Origin of the sequence: Streptomyces himastatinicus ATCC 53653 (assembly GCF_000158915.1) — a bacterium.
Taxonomy (GTDB): domain Bacteria; phylum Actinomycetota; class Actinomycetes; order Streptomycetales; family Streptomycetaceae; genus Streptomyces; species Streptomyces himastatinicus.
On record NZ_GG657754.1, the window covers coordinates 5,863,835 to 5,877,256 of the forward strand.

The window sequence follows — 13,422 nt, forward strand, 5'->3', positions numbered from 1 at the left end:
CCGCACACGGTCACACCCCCTCCGTACTGCCGGTCCTGCCAGGAAGGGCAGGGCTACCAGGCGAACGCCTCCGGCGTCGGCCCCGGGCCCGGGAAGATCTCGTCCAGCGCGCCCAGCACCTCGTCGCTCAGCGTCAGCTCGGCCGCCCGCACCGCCGAGGCCAGCTGCTCGGCCGTCCGCGGACCCACGATGGGCCCGGTGACCCCGGGCCGGGTCAGCAGCCAGGCCAGGGCCACCTCGCCGGGCTCGAGACCGTGCTTGTCGAGCAGGTCCTCGTACGCCTGGATCTGCTCGCGCACCGCCGTGTTCTTCAGCGCGTCGGCGGCCCGCCCGCCCGCGGTGCGGGCACCGGCGCCGCCTTCCCGCTCCTTGCGGATCGCGCCGCCGAGCAGCCCGCCGTGCAGCGGGGACCAGGGGATGATGCCGAGGCCGTACTCCTGCGCGGCCGGGATGACGTCCATCTCGGCGCGCCGCTCGGCCAGGTTGTACAGGCACTGCTCGCTGACCAGGCCGTACGAATTCCGGCGCCGGGCCGTCTCGTTGGCCTGGGCGATGTGCCAGCCCGCGTGGTTGGAGGACCCGACGTACAGGATCTTGCCCTGCTGGACGAGGACGTCGATGGCCTGCCAGATCTCGTCCCACGGGGTCGCGCGGTCGACGTGGTGGAACTGGTAGAGGTCGATGTAGTCGGTGCCCAGCCGCTTCAGGCTCGCGTCCACGGCCCGGCGGATGTTGAGCGCCGAGAGCTTGTCGGTGTTGGGCCAGGGCCGCTCGCCGTCGGCGGCCATGTTGCCGTACACCTTGGTGGCGATGACGGTCTTCTCGCGCCGTCCGCCGCCCTTGCCGAACCAGCTCCCGACGATCTCCTCGGTGCGGCCCTTGTTCTCGCCCCAGCCGTACACATTGGCGGTGTCGAAGAAGTTGATGCCCGCGTCGAGCGCGGCATCCATGATCGAGTGACTGTCGGCCTCATCCGTCTGCGGGCCGAAGTTCATGGTGCCGAGGACCAGTCGGCTGACCTTGAGGCCGGTGCGTCCGAGCTGCGTGTACTCCATGGGACCAGCCAATCCCTTGGAGTGCGCTCTAATCAAGGGCCTCGGGTGGCCCCGCTGCGGTCCCCTTGTTTCCGGAAAACCCGGAGGCCCGCTTTTTGGCCCCCCGTCGCGGTCAAAAAGCGGGCTACCGGAATCTCCGGAATGCGGGTTGTGCTCAGCGTCCGGAGCGAGTCTTCAGGAATCCGAGGACACCGAAGACAAGAATCATCAGCGCACCGATCAGGGCGATGTAGATTCCGGGGCCTGGAGTGAGGTCGTACAGCTTCGCTGCCTGCTCGGCCGCCTTTTCGGCGACCTTCGCGGACACACCTTCCTCATCCTGGAGCTTCTGGGCGAGCAGACGCTCGGGGGACGCCATGTTGATGGCGAGGACGATCGCGGTGGCGAGCCCGGTGGCCGCGCCGATCAGGTAGAGCACCCCCTTCTTGGTGGCCAGGGCGGCGAGCATGAGCACCGCTCCGACCAGGGCGATGATCAGCGTGATGATGCCGTCGCCGTCGATGCCCTTGACGCCCCCGTCGGCGCTGTCCGAGGTGGACACCACCCAGTTCACACAGGAGCCGGCCAGTGCGATGACCGCACCGACGGCCCCGAGCACCGCGAACTTCTTCGGCGGTGCGGCCGCCGTGCCTCCGCCCGGGGTGCCGGCGGAATGCATCGGCGGTGGCGCTGTTTGCGCATAAGAGGAATGGCTGTATTCGCTCATGGGTAGAGACGGTAGAGGCGGCCATTCTGGAAAGCAATGCCCCCGCCCGCTATGCCGTCAATGCCCGATAAATTTCCGGCGCACGTAATCCCAGGATGGATTCAAATAATCTGCGGGTTATTTAAGCGGCTCGGTCGCCACGAATGATTTACGTACGTTATTCTTCCGTAATTCAGAAGGGGCCTGTCCGGCCGCGGCAACGCGCCCCTGCGCGGCCGTAACGCGCTGTCCGTGCCCCGCCGGGATGGCAGGCTTGGGCCCATGCGTCCGCTTCCGTACGTCCTCGGTGCCGCCGTGTTGGCGACCCTGCCCGTCGCGCTCCCCGCTCCAGCGGCGGCCGACGACTCGTCCCCGTCCTCGTTCACGATCGAGGACCCCCGCATCACCGAGTCCAGCGGGCTCGCCGCGAGCCGGGCCCATCCCGGGGTCTACTGGACGCACAACGACAGCTCGGACGGGGCGTACGTCTACGCCGTCGACAGCAAGACCGGAAAGACGGTCGCCCGGGTCGAACTGCGCGGCATAGGCCGCCCCCGGGACGTGGAGGCGATCTCGATAGGCCCCGACGGCAATGTGTACGTCGGCGACATCGGCGACAACCTCGGGGGTACCTGGCCCCACGTATGGATCTACCGCTTCCCCGAGCCCAAGGTCCTGAAGAACACCACGGTCACCGCCACCCAGTTCACCGTGAAGTACGAGGGCGGGGCGCGGAACGCCGAGGCGATGATGGTCCACCCGAAGACCGGGCGGGTCTACATCGCCAGCAAGAGCGACGACGACCCCGGGCTGTACGAGGCGCCCGCCACGCTCTCCGCCCAGGGCACCAATGTCTTCCGCCGGGTCGCCGACCTCGACATGGAGGTCACCGACGGCGCGTTCGCCCCGGACGGAAGCCGCCTGGTGCTCCGCGGCTACTTCGCGGCCTCCGAGTACCGCTGGACGAACGGCAGGCCGCAGGACCTGAAGGAGCTGAAGGATCAGCCGGGCCTGCCGATCCAGCGCCAGGGCGAGTCGGTGACCTTCACCCCGGAAGGCGGCACGCTTCATGTTACGGCACCGAGGTCCTCGGGCAGCAAGGTCACCGCCGGTCGACCTTCGGCGGGGGAGCTGCTGCCCGGACCGCGACCGCGAAGAATCATAAAAAAGGACGGTGATTACTCTCGCGCTCCGACGGCAAGCAAAGATCCGACGAGGACGAGAAGAACCCGCACCGTGCTGAAGGCCGGGCTCACCTTCGGCGCCGCGATGGTGCTGTTCCTGGGGCTGAAGCGGCTGGTCCGCCGCCGCCCGCAGTAGCCGAAACGAAAGAGGGCCCGGGGCGAACGCCCCGGGCCCGCTCAGCTACCCAAGCCTCACAGGTGCTCGATCACGTAGTCCACGCAGGCGGTCAGCGCCTCGACGTCGGCCGGGTCCACGGCCGGGAACATCGCCACCCGCAGCTGGTTGCGGCCCAGCTTCCGGTACGGGTCGGTGTCCACGATGCCGTTGGCGCGCAGCACCTTGGCGATCGCGGCGGCGTCGATCGCCTCGTCGAAGTCGATCGTCCCGATGACCTGCGACCGCTTGGCCGGGTCGGTGACGAACGGGGTGGCGACCTTGGACTCCTCGGCCCAGCCGTACAGGGTGCGCGAGGAGGTGGCGGTGCGCCGCACGGCCCAGTCCAGGCCGCCCTGTCCGTTGATCCACTCCAGCTGGTCGTTGAGCAGGAAGAGGGTCGCGAGCCCCGGGGTGTTGTACGTCTGGTTCTTCAGCGAGTTGTCGATCGCGGTCGGCAGCGAGAAGAACTCCGGGACGTGGCGGCCGGACCCGTGGATCCGGGCGGCGCGCTCCAGGGCTGCGGGGGAGAAGATGCCGATCCACAGCCCGCCGTCCGAGGCGAAGGACTTCTGCGGCGCGAAGTAGTAGACGTCCGTCTCGGCGATGTCCACGGGCAGACCGCCCGCGCCGGAGGTCGCGTCGACGAGCACCAGCGAACCGTCGTCGGCCCCGGCCACCCGCTGGATGGGCATCGCGACACCGGTCGAGGTCTCGTTGTGGGTCAGGGCGTAGACGTCCGCACCCGCCTCGGCCCGCGGCTCCGGGTGGGTGCCGGGGTCGGAGGAGATGACGGTCGGCTCGTCCAGCCACGGCGCGAGCTTGGCCGCCTTCGCGAACTTCGACGAGAACTCGCCGAAGGTCAGGTGCTGGGACTTGTTGTCGATCAGGCCGTGGGTCGCCACGTCCCAGAAGGCGGTGGAGCCGCCGTTGCCGAGGACGACCTCGTAGCCCTCGGGGAGCTGGAACAGTTCGCGCACGCCGTCGCGCACCTTGCCGACCAGGTTCTTGACCGGGGCCTGCCGGTGGGAGGTGCCCAGCAGGGAGCTGCCGGTCGCCGCGAGGGCGCTGAGCGCCTCGGTGCGCACCTTGGAGGGGCCTGCGCCGAAGCGACCGTCGGCGGGCTTGATGTCTTCGGGAATCCGGATCTCAGCCACGACCGAAGCCTAATCCGTCGGAACCCGGCATTCAGCGGAGGGTCCATTCGCTGAGACGATCCGTCCACGGACGGGGACAGTGAGCACGGTCATGTTGACACCGCGGCACCGGCGGGCCCCGTCCACAGTGATCCATGATCACGTCGTTGAAGCACAGTGTGAACGTTCTCATCGAGGCCCTCCCCGTGGACCATGGGGACATGGCAGAGCACGAGGCAGAGGCAGACGAACTGGAGCAGGCGCTGCGCGGAGCCGTCCGTGGGGACGTCTCCTTCGACGCGGCGAGCCGGGCCCTGATGACCATGGACGCGTCGAACTACCGGCGCGTGCCGACCGGTGTCGTCGCCCCGCGCGACGCGGACGACGTGGCGGCGGCGCTGGCCGTCTGCCGGGAGCACGGGGTGCCGGTGGTGGCGCGCGGCGCCGGTACGTCCATCGCGGGGCAGGCCACCGGGCTCGGCGTCGTCCTCGACTTCACCCGCCACATGCGGTCCATCCGGTCGTTGGACCCGGAGCAGCGCACCGCCGTCGTCCAGCCCGGCGTCATTCTCGACGAGCTGCGGACCGCCGCGGGCGCGCACGGTCTGACGTTCGGCCCCGACCCGTCCACCCACAGCCGCTGCACCCTCGGCGGCATGATCGGCAACAACTCGTGCGGCTCCCACTCGGTGGCCTGGGGCACCACCGCCGACAACGTCCACGCGCTGGACGTCCTGACGTACGGCGGTGAGCGGGTCCGCGCCGCCCAGGGGCTCGACGCGCTCCCCGCCCGGCTCCGCGACGGTATGCGCTCCCTCGCCGGTGACCATCTGGCGCTGCTGCGCACCGGCTTCCCCGAGCTGCCTCGCCGCATCTCCGGTTACGCCCTGGACGAGCTGCTGCCCGAGAAGAACGCCGACGTGGCCCGCGCCCTCACCGGCAGCGAGGGCACGCTCGGCGTGCTCACCGAGGCGACCGTACGGCTCGTCGAGGCGCCCGCCGCCCGCGCGCTCGCCGTGCTCGGCTACCCCGACGAGTCCGCGGCGGCCGAGGCCGCCCACACCCTGCTGCCGTACGGGCCGCTCACCGTCGAGGGCATGGCCGCCGACCTGGTCGCGGGCGCGTCGGGGCTGCCCAAGGGCGGCGCCTGGCTGTTCGTGGAGGTCGGCGGCAGCGGGCGCGAGGAGGCGTACGCCCGCGCGGAGGAGATAGCGCGCGCCGCCGCGCACGCCACCACCGACCACACCGTGGTCGCCGACCCCGCCGGGCAGCGCGCGCTGTGGCGGGTCCGCGAGGACGCCTCCGGCACCGCCACCCGGATGCCGGACGGCAGTGAGGCATGGCCCGGCTGGGAGGACTGCGCGGTGCCGCCCGCCCGCCTCGGCGCCTACCTCCGCGACTTCCGCGCACTGATGGCCCAGCACGGGCTGCGCGGCACCCCGTACGGGCACTTCGGCGACGGCTGCATCCACGTCCGCATCGACTTCGACCTGATGCGCGAGGCCGGGGTGCGGGTCTTCCGCGACTTCTCCACCGACCTCGCCGACCTCGTCGTCACCCACGGCGGCTCGCTCTCCGGCGAACACGGCGACGGCCTGGCCCGCGCCGAGCTGCTGCCCCGCATGTACGGGGACGAGATGGTCGGGCTCTTCCACCGCTTCAAGGACCTGTGGGACCCGGCAAACGGCCTCAACCCCGGCGTCCTCGCCCGCCCCCGCCGCCTCGACCAGGACCTCCGCTTCGATGTCCTCCCGCGGCGCCCCGTCGACGTCGAGTTCGGCTACCCGCACGACGGCGGCGACTTCTCGGCCGCGGTGCGCCGCTGCGTCGGCGTCGCCAAGTGCCGCAACGAGTCGGTGTCCGGGGCTTCCGTCATGTGCCCCTCGTACCGCGCCACCGGCGAGGAACAGCACTCCACCCGCGGCCGCGCCCGGCTGCTGCACGAGATGCTCGCGGGTGAGGTGGTGCAGGACGGCTGGCGCTCGGAGGAGGTACGGGACGCGCTCGACCTGTGCCTGTCCTGCAAGGGCTGCCGCAGCGACTGCCCGGTGGGGGTGGACATGGCCACGTACAAGGCCGAGTTCCTGCACCACCACTACGAGGGCCGGGTGCGCCCGGCGGGGCACTACTCGATGGGCTGGCTCCCGGTATGGCTCCGCGCCGCTGCTTCCCTACGGGCAGCCCCCGTGGCCAACGCGGCCTCCGGTGTCGGCTTCCTCTCCACCCTGGCGAAGCGGATGGGCGGTATCGCCCCCGAACGGGACATCCCCGAACTGGCCCGCGAACCCTTCACGCGGTGGTGGCGCGGCCACGTCCGTACGGTGCCCCGGGAGGCGGCCCGGACGGTCGTCCTGTGGCCCGACACCTTCACCAACTACCTCTCGCCCTCGGTGGGCCAGGCCGCGGTGCGCGTACTCGAATCGGCGGGCCTACGCGTCGTGGTGCCCCCCAAACCCGTCTGCTGCGGCCTGACCTGGGTCTCCACGGGCCAGCTGGACCGCGCCCGTACGGTCATGCGGCGCACCCTCGACGTCATGGCCCCGGCCCTGGACGCCGGGCTGCCCGTCGTCGGCCTCGAACCCAGCTGCACGGCCGCCCTCCGCACCGACCTCCCCGAACTCCTGGGCTCCGACGACCCCCGAGCCGCCCGCCTGGCCTCGTCCGTGCAGACCTTCGCCCAGGCCCTGGAGACCCACGCCCCGGACTGGGAGCCCCCGAAGGTCGACCGCCCGGTCGTCGGCCAGACCCACTGCCACCAGCACGCCGTCCTCGGTGACGCCGCCGACCGCCGCCTCCGCGAACGCGCGGGCCTCACCGGCGAGCTGAGCGGCGGCTGCTGCGGCCTGGCGGGCAACTTCGGCTTCGAAGCGGGCCATTACGACGTCTCGGTGGCCTGCGCCGAAGACCAGCTGCTGCCGTCCGTACGCGCCGCGGACGAGAACGCCGAAGTCCTGGCCGACGGCTTCTCCTGCCGCACCCAACTCGACCACCTCACCGACCGCCCGTCCCGCCACCTGGCCGAACTCCTGGCGGAACGGCTGTCCTGACCCACGAGCCCGCGCGCTGCGGCGCTCGTCCTGCCGTCCCTTCGATCGACCGCCGGGCGCTGGGCAGCGGACGCCGCGCGGACGGCACCCCCACCCTGGACGTTCAGGAGTTCGGTGCCGTGGTGCTCAAGGACGGACACACGGTTGCCAAGATCAGGGTGATTTCGTGGTGGTACTGGCAGACCAAGGACCACCGTTACAAGCTGCCGGGACACAGGGGCAAGGTCGGTACGATCACCGCCTTCTGCCAGGGCGTCAACCGTTGCCCTGACGTCGTGAACACTGTCTGACTCGCACTCCCAGGAAGAACCGATCACCGTGGTTGAGGACGACCCCACCGCCGACCGAACCCCGCGCGACGTTCTCCTGGGGAGCCTGCTGGGGAGGCTGCGAGAGTTCGTGGCCTCCCCTTTGACGCCGGGTTCGCATGTGTTGCGGGGGCTGCTCCCACCGACAGAAAAGGATCGCGGCCCGAGAGTTGTCTTGTGGGACGGCCAGGACCTTGGCTCCACGTACGCCCTGGAGATCCCGCTCCTCGACGAAGACGGCGAGGAAATCCCCCACGATAATTTCATCGCCGCACTACGCGCGTGCATCAATCAGCGCGAGGCTCTCGGCCCGCCCTTCCCCGACGAAGTATTCCCGGTGCCTGTACTCGACGCCCGGCGTCACTTCCTCAATACCGTCGATGCCCCGCCCCTCACCTTGGCGGATGCTCTATACCTACCGCTGCTTTCCCTCGGTTCGGAGAACGACCCGGCGCCCTTTTCTGAAGACGCGGAAGAGGGAGCAGGTGAGGTGGAATGGCGCCTCCTCGGCTTCATGCTCGTCGACGAGCGGTACGCCCGGTACTACGTCAGATGGACAGAAACCGGCGATGTCTGGGGGCTCGACTTCTGTATGCGCGACGATGCGGGGGAGGTCGACTCACGCGGTGGGACCGCCGACATGATCTTCCCGGCGCTGGCATCGTCCCACGACCTCGAACGATTCCATCGACCGGTTTCCGATAACCGCTGCCAGGCCGTATTCGACCTGACCACTTGGTGCTGACTCCGTTCGGCTGCTGCCGCATCGCGCTCCCGCTCCAGTCGAACTGCGACGTCTCGGCCGCCTGCGCGGAGGACCAGCTGCTGCCCTCCGGTACGCAACACGGAGCCGAACGCCGAACTCCTGGCGGAACGGTTGCTTTTCTATCTGAGCAAGTAGGGAGCACCTGCGGCGGTGGAGCCGCCCCGAGACAGCTCCACCGCCCGCAGCGGGGACAGAGGTTCACTTGTGGGAGCTGATCACGCCGCCGGAGCTGAGCACGATGGAGCTGCCGTTGGCGTCGAGACCGGCGTCCTTCTCGTTGGCCTCGATCGTGGCGACCTTGCCCTCGTGGCCGAAGATCTCCGCACGGTAGTGGAGTTCGCCGACCTTCGTGACCTTGGCCGTCCAACCGGTGGCGAGCTTGAAGGTGCCCGGTCCCTGGTGTTCGCCGCCCATCCAGGAGCGGACCTCGCCGCCCGCCGTGAGCACGACGTACATGCCGTTGGCGTCGAGCCCGGCGTCGCCCTCCTTCGCCTCCATCGTGGCCAGTTCGGCGCCATCGTTGACGATCTTGAGGCGGTAGTGCTGTTCGCCGAGCTCGTAGATCTCGGCCGTGCTGCCGTCCACCAGCTTCTGGGTGCGGGACGGCGACGTCGCCTTGCCTGCCTTGGTGTCGACCTTGGCGTCGGAACCCTGCGCCCCGGCGGAGGCGGACGAGGCGGCGGCCGCGGGCTTCGGGCCAGCGGTGTCCGAGCCCGAGCAGGCGGTCAGGCTGAGGCCGGCGGCGGCGATCAGGGTCGCGGCGGCAACGCGCAGGGTGCGGCGGCGAGCGGTGCGGACGGTGGTGTTGGAGCTCATTTGGGGTCCCCCCGTGGCAGTCGGTGTCGTGGTCTCCTCGGTACGACAACCACTCTGGTCGGGCCCGCTACCGCAGAACTGCCGCCCCGCTAACAGGAATCCCGCCCCGCTAACTTCCGGCTAACGCGGGTGTGGGCACTCACGACGACTCCGCCGCCTCCGTGGGCTCAGGGTGGCCATCTGCATCGGTGTCGCCGTCGTCGTACGAGGGCAGGCGCTCGCCCCGGCTCTCGGCGACTCGTAGGGCATCGCGTAGCGCCTCGGTGAGCCGGGTGGCGAGGAAGCGGAGTTCCCCGGCGCTCGCCTTTCGGTCGTCGAGTAAGGCGCACGCATGGGCGAGGAGCTGAGCCCCCATGCTCAGCTGTAGGGCCTCGACTTCGTCGGCCCGTCGGCTCAGAGGGCTATTGCCGTCGCCCGGTGCCAGATAGCACGGCTTGCCGTCCGGGCTGGATCACGGCAGCAGGCGCAGGGCAGTTCCCGCCGGGGTTCCAGGTGACTTGGTGAACACGTCACGGCTCCTTCGATGAAGTTCGGTCCCGTGACGTGACGCTAGGTTCGCTCTGAGTAGCCGATCAATGGCATTTTGGCCTGCGGGTTCGCGGAAGTACCACCGAGCGTCACAGCGGTACCCCGAGCGCGTCCGCCATGCTCTGCATCTCGCGCGTCATGGTCCTCCGCTTGGCGATGATGTCGCCGAGGATGTCCCGCGCGTAGTGCTGGTTGGGCAGCCATTCGGGGGCATCGGCCCAGACGCCTTGCAGCACCCCGAAGGCGTCGGCGTGCCGCCGCTTCATCACGTGAGCCCTGGCCACGTCCAGCAGATGGCGGTTTCGGTTGTTCGACGTCGGACGGAGGCCGCCGGCGGGGATGCGTGCTGCCAGGCTCAGGACGCGATCGGGCTCCTCCGCGACCATCGCGTTCTCCGCCCGCTTGAGGGCGACGGTGACAGGGCCGAACGCTCGGAGGAAGTCCCCGTTGGGGGCGAACTCGCGGCCCATGGCGACGGCGGCCGAGTGAGCGAGTCGCAGGGCGTCCGTAGCGATGTCGGACTCGTTGTCCCGCACCGCGGCGGCGGACGCGCGCAGGAGCAGCCACCCCCAAGCGCTCAGCTCAGCGGGCGTGGCGCGGGACAGGCGCGGCTCCACGTCGTCCGCCTCGCGCTCCGCCACGGCGCGAGCCTGAGCGAGTTGGCCTCGACGCAGCAACAGCCAGCAGCGCGTGGTCGCGATGGCGGCACCGTCGAGGCGGTCCGCGGCATCCTCCACAGCCCGGTCGAGGGCCTTCTCGGCGGCGTCGAACTGGCGCGTCTGCACCATGAGCGATCCGGTGAGCTGTAGTAACCGCCCCCGCAGATGCCGACCGCGTGGATTGAGACGGGCAAGTGCGTCAGCGTCGCGCAGGAGCGCCGGGAGGACGGGACGCAGGTCGGTGAACCGGTCGCCGGAGAAGAGAGGGAGTGCGGCCGTGAGCGCCGCGCTGGTCCCCTCCACGGTGGGGGCCTCGTCGGCACCGCGATCGGATACCGGAGCGGTCAGTGCGTGGCGTACCGGTTCCCAGCGTTCGATCGTGGCTTCGTCGGCCTCGTCTTCGCGACGTCCGGCGATGAGCCGCGTGGTGGACACTCCCAGCGCCGCGGCGAGCTTCCGAGCCGTTTCGAGGCGCGTGTCCTGCTGTTCGCCCTGTTCCAGTTTCCTGATCCAGGAGATGGAGACTCCAGAGGCTTCCGACAAGCCGTGCTGCGTCAGCCGTCGACGCTTCCGGATGTCGCGTAGCCGCTCTCCGATGTGGCCCGGGCCGTTGTCGGCCATCCTCAACTCCCTTCTTGCCTTGACACGGTGACGTGTACCCCTGGTCAAACGCGGCGAAGTGTCGGCCAGTCACCGTGGGTGCCGCACAACCGGTCGTGCGGACGTCGTCCCGGACGGAGATCCCGAAAGGGATCGTCGGACCGGGGCGCGCCGTGGCAGGCTCACGGGGTGCCCCGCTATGACCGCTTCGTCGAGGAGCTGCTCGACTTCCTGCTGACGCGGGTGGACGAGGACGGCCTCGCGCGCCTGGTCGCGCATGAACCACGGCGGATGCATGCCGCGTATTTCGAAGGGGGCGGCGGGCGCGCGGAGACGCGGGGGATGTGCTTCACCGGCTGCACCGCGTGCTCGCGGATTCCGCCGTACACGCTCTTTCTGGACTACGGCCGCATCGACGTCCCCGCGTGGCCCTGCGAGCCCGTCCGGGAACTGGCCCTGCGCTTCGCCGATGCCCCTGACTACTGCACCGGCTGGCGGCCCGAGGGCGCTGTCTTCGCGTCCGGGCGGCTCATCCACGAGGCTCGCTTCTGAAAAGCCCCCGGTCCGTCAAAAATCATGCAAGCACGCTTGATTGTTTCCTGTCGCGCTGCCACGCTCACTCCCGACGCTCCGCACCGCCGCATCACGACCGGGAGTCCCGCGTGTCCGATACGGAAGCTCTGCTCGGCGATCTGCACGCCGAGAGCGAGGAGTTGGACGGTCTGGTCGCCGGGCTGCCCGCCGAGGAATGGCGTACGGCGACACCGGCGGTCGGGTGGACCATCGCGCACCAGGTCGCCCACCTCGCCTGGACCGACGCGCGGGCGGTGCAGGCGGCCGAGGATCCCGAGGGGTTCGCCGACGAGGTGCGGAAGGCCTTTGCCGCACCGGAGCGGTTCGTGGACGAGGGTGCGGAGCGCGGCGCGGCCGATCCGCCCGCCGCGCTGCTGGAGCGGTGGCGGGAGGGGCGGGAGCGGCTGACGCGGGTGCTCGCCGCGCAGCCGCCCGGGGCCCGGCTGCCGTGGTACGGGCCGCCGATGAGCGTCATGTCGATGGTGACGGCGCGGCTGATGGAGACCTGGGCGCACGGCCAGGACGTGGCCGACGCGCTGGGTGCCCGCCGCACCCCCACCGCCCGGCTGCGGCACGTGGCCCGCATCGGCGTACGGGCCCGGGGTTACGCGTACGCGGCGCGCGGCCTGGAGCCGCCCGCCGAGGAGTTCCGCGTCGAACTCACCGCACCGGGTGGTGAGTTGTGGACGTACGGCCCCGAGAACGCGTCCCAGCGCGTCACGGGCCCCGCGCTCGACTTCTGCCTCCTGGCCACGCAACGCGCCCACCGCGACGACCTGGCCGTACGGGCGGAGGGCCCCGACGCGGACCACTGGCTGGACATCGCCCAGGCCTTCGCGGGCCCGCCAGGGCGAGGACGGCGGCCGGGCGGAGGTGCGGCGTGACCACGATGGAACCCCTCCGCATCGGCAATGCCTCCGGGTTCTACGGGGACCGCTTCGACGCGCTGCGCGAGATGCTGACCGACGGGCCGGTCGACGTGTTGACCGGGGATTATCTCGCCGAGTTGACCATGCTGATCCTCGGGCGGGACCGGGCCAAGGATCCCTCCCGTGGTTACGCCACCACCTTCCTCCGGCAGCTGGAGGACACCCTTGGGCTCGCCGTCGAGCGAGGGGTGCGGATCGTCGCCAACGCGGGTGGGCTGAATCCGGCCGGGCTTGCGCGGGGCCATCCGCGACCTCGCCGACCGGCTCGGGATCGGGTGCCGGGTCGCGCATGTGGAGGGGGACGATCTGCTCGGGGCGCGGGACTGGGGGCGAGGGGTGGTCAGCGCCAACGCGTACCTCGGGGGCGGCGGGATCGCCGCGTGTCTACGCGGCGGGGCGGACGTCGTGGTCACCGGGCGGGTCACCGATGCCGCGCTCGTCACCGGGCCCGCCGCCGCGCACTTCGGGTGGGCGGCGGACGACTGGGACGCGTTGGCCGGGGCCGTGATCGCCGGGCATGTGCTGGAGTGCGGGACGCAGGCGACCGGCGGGAACTACGCGTTCTTCACGGAGATCGACGACCTACGGCACCCCGGCTTCCCGCTCGCCGAGATCCACCCGGACGGGTCGGCCGTCATCACCAAGCATCCCGGCACCGGCGGTGCCGTCACCGTCGGCACCGTCACGGCCCAGCTGCTGTACGAGACGGCGGGCGCCCGCTACGCCGGACCGGACGTGACGGCCCGGCTGGACTCCGTACGGCTCACCCAGGACGGCCCCGACCGGGTGCGGATCCACGGCGTACGGGGCGAGGCGCCGCCGCCCACCCTGAAGACCGGGCTGACCCGGCTCGGCGGACACCGCAACGAGGTGGTGTTCGTGCTCACCGGCCTCGACGTCGACGCCAAGGCCGCCCTCGTACGCGACCAGATGGAGGCGGCGCTCGCCAAGCGCCGCCCCGCCGAGGTCCGCTGGACGCTGG

Annotated in this window: 12 protein-coding genes and 1 pseudogene; 7 read left to right on the forward strand and 6 right to left on the reverse strand. The window is 70.6% G+C overall.

Annotation, left to right across the window (positions count from 1 at the left end; all coding sequences use genetic code 11):
* Positions 1-53: 53 nt before the first annotated feature.
* Positions 54-1,055 carry an aldo/keto reductase gene (locus tag SSOG_RS24940; RefSeq protein WP_009717022.1) on the reverse strand — a complete coding sequence of 334 codons (1,002 nt, stop codon included), beginning with the start codon at positions 1,053-1,055 and terminating at the stop codon, positions 54-56.
* A 154-nt stretch (positions 1,056-1,209) separates the two neighbouring features.
* Positions 1,210-1,761: a Trp biosynthesis-associated membrane protein gene (locus SSOG_RS24945; RefSeq protein WP_009717023.1), complete on the reverse strand. Its 552-nt coding sequence runs from the start codon at positions 1,759-1,761 to the stop codon at positions 1,210-1,212.
* 261 nt (positions 1,762-2,022) lie between these two features.
* Here SSOG_RS24945 and SSOG_RS24950 point away from each other — a divergent pair, with 261 nt between their 5' ends.
* On the forward strand, positions 2,023-3,060 hold the full coding sequence (locus SSOG_RS24950) for an SdiA-regulated/phytase-like domain-containing protein (RefSeq protein ID WP_009717024.1): 1,038 nt from the start codon (positions 2,023-2,025) through the stop codon (positions 3,058-3,060).
* 56 nt (positions 3,061-3,116) lie between these two features.
* Here SSOG_RS24950 and serC read toward each other — a convergent pair whose 3' ends face one another.
* Positions 3,117-4,235, reverse strand: coding sequence for a phosphoserine transaminase (gene serC / locus SSOG_RS24955; RefSeq protein WP_009717025.1), 1,119 nt, complete (start codon positions 4,233-4,235; stop codon positions 3,117-3,119).
* A gap of 200 nt (positions 4,236-4,435) precedes the next feature.
* Between serC and SSOG_RS24960 the strand changes: the two genes are divergently transcribed.
* From SSOG_RS24960 to SSOG_RS24965, 3 genes are all read left to right on the forward strand, one after another.
* Positions 4,436-7,261 (forward strand): FAD-binding and (Fe-S)-binding domain-containing protein, encoded by a 2,826-nt coding sequence (locus SSOG_RS24960; protein WP_039941660.1) that lies wholly within the window; start codon positions 4,436-4,438, stop codon positions 7,259-7,261.
* Between the two features lie 119 nt (positions 7,262-7,380).
* Entirely contained in the window at positions 7,381-7,551 is a 171-nt protein-coding gene (locus SSOG_RS52545; RefSeq protein ID WP_009717027.1) for a hypothetical protein, read from the forward strand.
* 28 nt (positions 7,552-7,579) lie between these two features.
* Positions 7,580-8,314 (forward strand): hypothetical protein, encoded by a 735-nt coding sequence (locus SSOG_RS24965; protein ID WP_009717028.1) that lies wholly within the window; start codon positions 7,580-7,582, stop codon positions 8,312-8,314.
* Positions 8,315-8,533: 219 nt separating this feature from the next.
* Here the strand turns inward: SSOG_RS24965 and SSOG_RS24970 are convergent, their stop codons facing one another.
* From SSOG_RS24970 to SSOG_RS24980, 3 genes are all read right to left on the reverse strand, one after another.
* The gene (locus SSOG_RS24970) at positions 8,534-9,151 is read right to left on the reverse strand and encodes a hypothetical protein (RefSeq protein ID WP_009717029.1); all 618 of its coding nucleotides are present in this window, start codon (positions 9,149-9,151) and stop codon (positions 8,534-8,536) included.
* A 139-nt stretch (positions 9,152-9,290) separates the two neighbouring features.
* Positions 9,291-9,575 carry a hypothetical protein gene (locus tag SSOG_RS24975; protein WP_009717030.1) on the reverse strand — a complete coding sequence of 95 codons (285 nt, stop codon included), beginning with the start codon at positions 9,573-9,575 and terminating at the stop codon, positions 9,291-9,293.
* 193 nt (positions 9,576-9,768) lie between these two features.
* Positions 9,769-10,959 (reverse strand): helix-turn-helix domain-containing protein, encoded by a 1,191-nt coding sequence (locus SSOG_RS24980; RefSeq protein WP_009717031.1) that lies wholly within the window; start codon positions 10,957-10,959, stop codon positions 9,769-9,771.
* 168 nt (positions 10,960-11,127) lie between these two features.
* Here SSOG_RS24980 and SSOG_RS24985 point away from each other — a divergent pair, with 168 nt between their 5' ends.
* The 3 genes and pseudogenes from SSOG_RS24985 to SSOG_RS47665 all read left to right on the forward strand — a co-directional run.
* On the forward strand, positions 11,128-11,490 hold the full coding sequence (locus tag SSOG_RS24985; protein WP_009717032.1) for a hypothetical protein: 363 nt from the start codon (positions 11,128-11,130) through the stop codon (positions 11,488-11,490).
* Between the two features lie 110 nt (positions 11,491-11,600).
* Positions 11,601-12,395, forward strand: a complete 795-nt coding sequence (locus SSOG_RS24990; RefSeq protein WP_009717033.1) for a TIGR03084 family metal-binding protein — start codon at positions 11,601-11,603, stop codon at positions 12,393-12,395.
* 5 nt (positions 12,396-12,400) lie between these two features.
* Positions 12,401-13,422, forward strand: a pseudogene (locus tag SSOG_RS47665) (acyclic terpene utilization AtuA family protein); the annotation flags it as partial.

What these genes read in the sequence shown, in the direction of transcription:
- SSOG_RS24940 (WP_009717022.1), bottom strand. Translation starts at nt 1,055, where the DNA reads ATGGAGTACACGCAGCTCGGACGCACCGGCCTCAAGGTCAGCCGACTG.
- SSOG_RS24945 (WP_009717023.1), bottom strand. Translation starts at nt 1,761, where the DNA reads ATGAGCGAATACAGCCATTCCTCTTATGCGCAAACAGCGCCACCGCCG.
- SSOG_RS24950 (WP_009717024.1), top strand. Translation starts at nt 2,023, where the DNA reads ATGCGTCCGCTTCCGTACGTCCTCGGTGCCGCCGTGTTGGCGACCCTG.
- SSOG_RS24960 (WP_039941660.1), top strand. Translation starts at nt 4,436, where the DNA reads ATGGCAGAGCACGAGGCAGAGGCAGACGAACTGGAGCAGGCGCTGCGC.
- SSOG_RS24970 (WP_009717029.1), bottom strand. Translation starts at nt 9,151, where the DNA reads ATGAGCTCCAACACCACCGTCCGCACCGCTCGCCGCCGCACCCTGCGC.
- SSOG_RS24980 (WP_009717031.1), bottom strand. Translation starts at nt 10,959, where the DNA reads ATGGCCGACAACGGCCCGGGCCACATCGGAGAGCGGCTACGCGACATC.